The 5,565-nt window shown below is 69.5% G+C and carries 7 protein-coding genes and 1 pseudogene; 5 read left to right on the forward strand and 3 right to left on the reverse strand.

Features of this window, described 5'->3' with window-relative positions:
- Positions 1 to 237: 237 nt before the first annotated feature.
- The 4 genes from RMP09_RS08520 (at position 238) to RMP09_RS08535 (ending at position 2,362) form a co-directional block, all read left to right on the forward strand.
- A complete protein-coding gene (locus RMP09_RS08520; RefSeq protein ID WP_310565553.1) occupies positions 238 to 495 on the forward strand; it encodes a PepSY domain-containing protein in 258 nt (85 codons plus the stop codon).
- A gap of 2 nt (positions 496 to 497) precedes the next feature.
- Complete coding sequence (locus tag RMP09_RS08525) at positions 498 to 1,031, forward strand: cytochrome b/b6 domain-containing protein (RefSeq protein ID WP_310565554.1); 534 nt, start codon at positions 498 to 500, stop codon at positions 1,029 to 1,031.
- 29 nt (positions 1,032 to 1,060) lie between these two features.
- Positions 1,061 to 1,462, forward strand: a complete 402-nt coding sequence (gene arfB, locus RMP09_RS08530) for an alternative ribosome rescue aminoacyl-tRNA hydrolase ArfB (protein WP_310565555.1) — start codon at positions 1,061 to 1,063, stop codon at positions 1,460 to 1,462.
- Between the two features lie 156 nt (positions 1,463 to 1,618).
- A complete protein-coding gene (locus tag RMP09_RS08535) occupies positions 1,619 to 2,362 on the forward strand; it encodes a hemerythrin domain-containing protein (protein WP_310565556.1) in 744 nt (247 codons plus the stop codon).
- Between the two features lie 18 nt (positions 2,363 to 2,380).
- Here RMP09_RS08535 and RMP09_RS08540 read toward each other — a convergent pair whose 3' ends face one another.
- From RMP09_RS08540 to RMP09_RS08550, 3 genes are read right to left on the reverse strand one after another with little or no spacing between them, the layout of a single operon-like run.
- Positions 2,381 to 3,739 (reverse strand): GAF domain-containing protein, encoded by a 1,359-nt coding sequence (locus RMP09_RS08540; protein ID WP_310565557.1) that lies wholly within the window; start codon positions 3,737 to 3,739, stop codon positions 2,381 to 2,383.
- Positions 3,736 to 4,260 (reverse strand): pyridoxamine 5'-phosphate oxidase family protein, encoded by a 525-nt coding sequence (locus tag RMP09_RS08545; RefSeq protein WP_310565558.1) that lies wholly within the window; start codon positions 4,258 to 4,260, stop codon positions 3,736 to 3,738. Before RMP09_RS08545 ends, RMP09_RS08540 begins: the two co-directional genes overlap by 4 nt.
- A 49-nt stretch (positions 4,261 to 4,309) precedes the next feature.
- The gene (locus RMP09_RS08550; protein WP_310565559.1) at positions 4,310 to 4,792 is read right to left on the reverse strand and encodes an NUDIX hydrolase; all 483 of its coding nucleotides are present in this window, start codon (positions 4,790 to 4,792) and stop codon (positions 4,310 to 4,312) included.
- A gap of 212 nt (positions 4,793 to 5,004) precedes the next feature.
- Between RMP09_RS08550 and pntA the strand changes: the two are divergent.
- Positions 5,005 to 5,565 (forward strand): annotated as a pseudogene (gene pntA / locus RMP09_RS08555) (NAD(P)(+) transhydrogenase (Re/Si-specific) subunit alpha); the annotation flags it as partial.

Raw genomic sequence — 5,565 nt, forward strand, 5'->3', positions numbered from 1 at the left:
GGCGGCTGGCCTGACTGAGCCCCCACGCTCCGCCGCTGCGCGGGTCGCTGCCCCCAAGGGGGCTGGGCCTGCCTTGGGGCGGCCCGGCGGCTGGCCCACCTGAGCCTTCTCGCTGCATCTCTGCGTGCGCCGCACGTTTGCTCACAAACGGATACCGGGCACTTAAGGGTCGCTTCATCAGCCCTGCTTCCAATGGCGCCACCAGCGTGTGCTGGGTGCTATCAAAAGGAAGTGTTCATGAAGTCTCTGATGTTGTCGATCGCCGCGGTGCTGGTCTCGGGTGCGGCGCTGGCCGGCCCCGCCTGCAACGTGCCCAAAGACCAGTGGCTGCCCGAAGCCGGGTTCAAGAAAGACCTGCAGGCCCAGGGCTACCAGATCAAGACCTTCAAGGTCAGCAAGGGCCAGTGCTACGAGATCTACGGCTTTGACAAGGCCGGCAAGAAGGTCGAGATCTACTTCGATCCCGCCACCGGCAAGCCCATCGAAAGCAAGTGAGCGTGACCGCGCACGTACCCGCCCCGCAGCGGGTCTGGGACCCGTTCGTGCGGGTCTTCCACTGGTCGCTGGTGGCCTGTGTGCTGCTCAACAGCTTTGTGGTGGACGACGGCGAAGACCTGCACCAGTGGTTGGGCTACCTGGCGAGCGCGCTGGTGGTGCTCCGCATCGTGTGGGGCTTTGTCGGCACGCGGCACGCCCGCTTTGCCGACTTCTGGCCCACGCCGGCGCGGGTGTTGCAGCACCTGCGCGCGCTGCGGGCCGGGCGGCTGGACCAGCACGCAGGGCACAACCCGCTGGGCGCGCTGATGATGCTGGCGCTCATCTCGCTGGTGCTGGCCCTGGGGCTGACGGGCTGGTTGCAGACCACCGACACCTTCTGGGGCGAAGAGTGGTTGCAGGACCTGCACGAGGCCGTGGGCGAGGGCCTGCTCATCGCGGCCGGCCAGCACGCGGCCGCGGCCCTGGTCATGGGGCGCATCGAGCGCACGCGGCTTGTCAAGGCCATGGTCACGGGTGTGAAAGAGCGCTATTGAGACCGGTGCGTGGCACACTGCCGCGCACCATGTTCCGCATCGATCCCGCCGAGGTTGCATTCACCGCCATCCGCGCCCAGGGCGCTGGCGGCCAGAACGTCAACAAAGTCTCCAACGCCGTGCACCTGCGCTTCGACGTGGCCGCGTCGTCGCTGCCCGAAGCGGTCAAGGCGCGGCTGCTCGCGCACGCGGACCAGCGCATCACCGAGCAGGGTGTGATCGTCATCAAGGCCCAGACCAGCCGCAGCCTGGAGCAGAACAAGGCCGATGCGCTGGAGCGCCTGCAGGCGCTGGTGAACGCCGCCGCCCACGTGCCCAAGGCGCGCAAGGCGACGCGGCCCACCCGGGCGTCGCAGCAGCGGCGCCTGGCCGGCAAGGCCAGCCGTGCGCAGATCAAGCAGGGGCGCGGCCGGGTGAGCGGGTCCGATTGAATGGGCGCGCTTAAGCGGTTTTTAGGATTCTCTTAAGCGCTATTTAGCGGCGGGGCCGCGCGCGGATTTTTAGACTTTCTTCCCATGGCAGGCGGCGCATGGGGCGCTGTCACCAGGCAGCAAACGCGGACCCGATCCGCTCAAGGAAGTCTTCTCATGCAGTTCACTCAACAGGAAATGAAACAGCTGGCCGCGGCCAGCATGGCCCGCTCGCGCGAGGACCTCTACGCCGGCATCCACAAGGCCTTGCGCGCCGTGATGACCGACTGTCTGCTGGCGGTCGGCCGCGCCGACCCGACGGACCCGCAGGACGTGGCCGACGCGCAGGCGCGCGTGTGCGCGCTGATGGACCTGTGCGCGGCCCATGTGCAGCACGAAAACACCTTCGTCCATCCCGCCATCGAGGCCCGCACGCCCGGTGTCAGCGATGCGGTGGCACAGGAGCACGTCGAGCACCAGCACCAGATCGACCGGCTCCGTGCGTTGGCGCTGCAGCTGAGCGCGTTGGAGTCGGGCCTGCGGGAGGGCGCCCTGCACACGCTGTACCTGGAGCTGTCGCTGTTCGTGGCCGACAACTTCCAGCACATGCACGTGGAAGAGACGGTGCACAACCGCGCGCTCTGGGCCGCCTATTCGGACGACGAACTGCGTGCGATCCACGGCGCGCTGGTGGCGACCATTGCCCCGGCCGAGATGATGCAGGTGATGCGCTGGATGCTGCCCCACCTGCACGCCCCCGAGCGGCTGGCTTTCTTGAGCGGCATGCGCCAGGGCGCGCCGGAGCCGGTGTTCCGCGCCGTGCTCGATGGGGTGCAGCCGCACCTGCGCCAGCCCGACTGGGCCAAGCTCACCCGGGGCCTGGGGCTGCCCGCGGTGCCGGGCCTGGTGACGGGGGGGTGATCCGCCCGCGGCCGGGCTTCAGGCCGGCGTGGCCTGGAGCTCGACCGGCCGGTCCAGGTGCAGGCGAAAGCGGCCCCGGCCGGTTTTCTCGATGCGCAGCGCCGGGCACTGTTCCTGCAGGCGGCGCGACAGCAGCAGCAGGCGGGCTTCGAGGTTGTCGACCACATCGGGCAGGCCCAGCTGGGGATCGAGCCGCAGCTCGCGGTTGCAGAACTCGTGGCGACCGCCGTGCAGGTGGTCCCGCAACAGCTTCCACAGGATGGCGCCGGCCACGCCCTTGATGAGGTAGGCGTTGTTGATGAAGACGCTGTGGTTGACGGGGTAGTAACGCACCTGCAGCGCAGGGCCTTGCGGCACGGCGGGCCGCACGGCGCTCGGGACGCTGCCCGGCCCCGGGTCGGCGGCGGGCTCCGGCGCTTCCTGCAGGCGGTCGATGCTGGCGGCCAGCTGGCCGCCGAGCAGGACCAGCAGGTCCTCGTCCTCAAAGCCAAAGCGCAGGTCCTGCGGGCTTTCCACGAACAGCACGCCCAGCACCCGGTCCCCCGAACGCAAGGGCACGGCCAGCTGGCTGTGGGGTTCGGGCAGGCCGGGGTAGGGGATTTCGGTGCCCTCGGACGGCGCCAGGCCGTGGTCCTCCAGGCCGCTGCGCACCGCCTGGCTGTAGAGGTAGGCGCTGGTCATGTGCACGATGCGCACCGGCGTGCCTTCGCGTGCGGCCACGCCAATCACCCCGTCGCCCAGCGCGATCTCGGAACCCACGCCGGAGGTGGCGTAGCCGCAGCTGGCCACGGTGTAGAGGCGTTGCGTGGCCGGGTCGATGATCAGCACCATCGCATGCGCGATGTCCAGATCGCGTTCCAGGGTCTGCAGCGTGGCTTCCAGGGCGGTGTCCAGCGTCGTGGCCTGGGCCAGGCGTTCGCTGCCGCGGCGCAGGGCGCCCAGCAGGCTGCAGCGGGGCGCCGCGCCGGGCAGGGGCTGGCCGTCGACGCGTTCGATGTCGAGCACCTCGTAGAGGTCGGCGCCGCGCAGCACGAACACGCTGGCCATGCCGCTGTGCGAGGCGATGCCCGCGAGCTGGGCCTTCATGCTCTCGAACACCGGGCCGCCGGTCTCGGTGCGCAGATAGCGCAGGTGCAGCCGGTAGAACTGCGCCGTCACCGGGTGCAGCAGCAGCACCGTGGCGCGTGGGTGCTCCAGGATGTTGCGGCGCGTCTTGTTGAAGAACTGGAACGAGAGCGCCACGTGGCGCTCGTCCACGTAGAACACCTGCGAGATGTAGGCGACGTTGGGCGTGCCGTCGGCGCCGGTGGTGGCCATGATGGCCGGAATCGCGCCCTCCAGGCAGGGCCGCACCTCGCCCAGGGCGACCGCTTTCATGGCGCCACCCGCAGCGGTTGCCCCGCCTGGGGCCCGGGGGTCTGGTCGAAGGCCTGCTCCGGCGCGAAGGCGATGGCGCTGAGGTCCTCGAAGCGGTGCGCCAGCATGGCGGCGGCGAAGTCGGGCGAGAAGCCGATGCGGCCCAGCTCGCCCTGCATGGCCTGCAGGTAACGCTGCAGGGCGGGGGCGTCGTCGGGGGTGACCTCGCGCAGGCGCGCGCGGGTGGACTTGACCTGCACCGTGCGGTGGCTGTGCGGTTCGCTGAACACCACGGCGACGCGGCCGCTGCGGGCCACGTCGCGCAGCAGCTGGGCCGACTGCCCGCGGTTGAGGAAGACCGTGATCTGTTCGCCCTGCGGGCCCACCTGGCTGCCCACGGCGCGCATCAGGCTGGGGGCCAGGTCGGGGCCGCACGAGCTCACGATCACCGACACGCCGCGCGCCATCATGGCCAGCAGCTCCGGGGTCAGCAGCGGGGTGGGTCCTGGGGTTTGCACGTCAGCAGCGCCGGTGTCGGACAAGCGGGTGATGATAGTGACCGGCCCGCTCAAGGCCAAGCCCGGGCTGCCGTCAGCGCGCCTTGAACACCGCCAGGTCGGTGTGCACCGTGGCCAGCGGGAAGCGCTGGCCGGCCCGGTGGTCTTCGATGCAGCGCAGCACCAGCGGGCTGCGGTGGCGGTCGGCGCTGGCGCGCACTTCGTCGGGCGTCATCCACAGCGTGCGCACGATGCCCGTGTCCAGCGGGCGCTGCGCATCGAAGGCGCCCAGCTCGCCGCAGTAGGCAAAACGCAGGTAGGTGATGTCTTCGTCGGTGCTCTCGCGCTGGAAGCGCGAGAGGTAGATGCCGACCAGGGCCGTGGGCGCGAAGCCGAACGCGGTCTCTTCCAGTGCCTCGCGGGCCACGCCCTGCTCGGGGCTTTCGCCCGGGTCCAGGTGGCCGGCCGGGTTGTTCAGGCGCAGGCCTTCGGGCGTCTCTTCTTCCACCAGCAGGTAGCGGCCCTCGCGTTCGATGATCGCGGCCACGGTGACACTGGGTTTCCATCGGGTGTTCATGCGCCGGATTATCCCGACCGACCGAGCGGTCGGGTTTCCCTTTGAACGGGAGGGCTTGCCGCATCATGAAATGTCAACCGCGGCAATGGCGGTCCGATGGCTGGATCCTCCGTGCAAACCCTGATGTGACAACGGTTTGCGCGGGCCGGAGGGCTGGAACCCATCGGTTAAGCTGGCCCGCAATTTGTTCACGAGTGAGTGAGGACTGATCCATGACTTCTGGCGCATCGACCGATACCGCCGCGGCCAGCGCGGCCGCACCCGCAGCGCAGCGCATTGGCGTGCCGCGCGAGATCTTCCCTGGCGAAAAACGCGTGGCCACGGTGCCCGACGCCGTGGTCAAGCTGGTCAAGCTGGGCTTTGCCGTGGTGGTCGAAAGCGGCGCGGGCGTGCAGGCCAACTGCAGCGACGACGACTACCGCGAAGCCGGTGCCAGCATCGCCGGCTCGGCCGCCGAACTCTGGAACAGCGCTGACATCGTCTTCAAGGTGCGAGCCCCCACGCCGGACGAGGTGGCCCTGATGCACGCCGGCCAGACCCTGATCGGTTTCATCTGGCCGGCCCAGAACCCGGATCTGATGCAGCAACTGGCGGCGAAGAAAGTGACTGCGCTGTCGATCGACGCGTTGCCGCGCACGCTCAGCCGCGCGCAGAAGATGGACGCGCTGACCTCGATGGCCGGCGTCAGTGGCTACCGCGCCGTGGTCGAGGCGGCCAACGCCTTCGGCCGCTTCTTCAACGGCCAGATCACCGCCGCGGGCAAGGTGCCGCCG

The sequence above is a fragment of the Hydrogenophaga sp. genome (assembly GCF_031426985.1).
In the GTDB taxonomy this organism is placed as follows: Bacteria; Pseudomonadota; Gammaproteobacteria; order Burkholderiales; family Burkholderiaceae_C; genus Hydrogenophaga.

Bases quoted from the DNA above. Each gene is read 5' to 3' on its own strand.
- RMP09_RS08535 (WP_310565556.1), top strand. From the start codon at position 1,619: ATGCAGTTCACTCAACAGGAAATGAAACAGCTGGCCGCGGCCAGCATG.
- RMP09_RS08550 (WP_310565559.1), bottom strand. From the start codon at position 4,792: ATGAACACCCGATGGAAACCCAGTGTCACCGTGGCCGCGATCATCGAA.
- RMP09_RS08520 (WP_310565553.1), top strand. From the start codon at position 238: ATGAAGTCTCTGATGTTGTCGATCGCCGCGGTGCTGGTCTCGGGTGCG.
- arfB (WP_310565555.1), top strand. From the start codon at position 1,061: ATGTTCCGCATCGATCCCGCCGAGGTTGCATTCACCGCCATCCGCGCC.
- RMP09_RS08540 (WP_310565557.1), bottom strand. From the start codon at position 3,739: ATGAAAGCGGTCGCCCTGGGCGAGGTGCGGCCCTGCCTGGAGGGCGCG.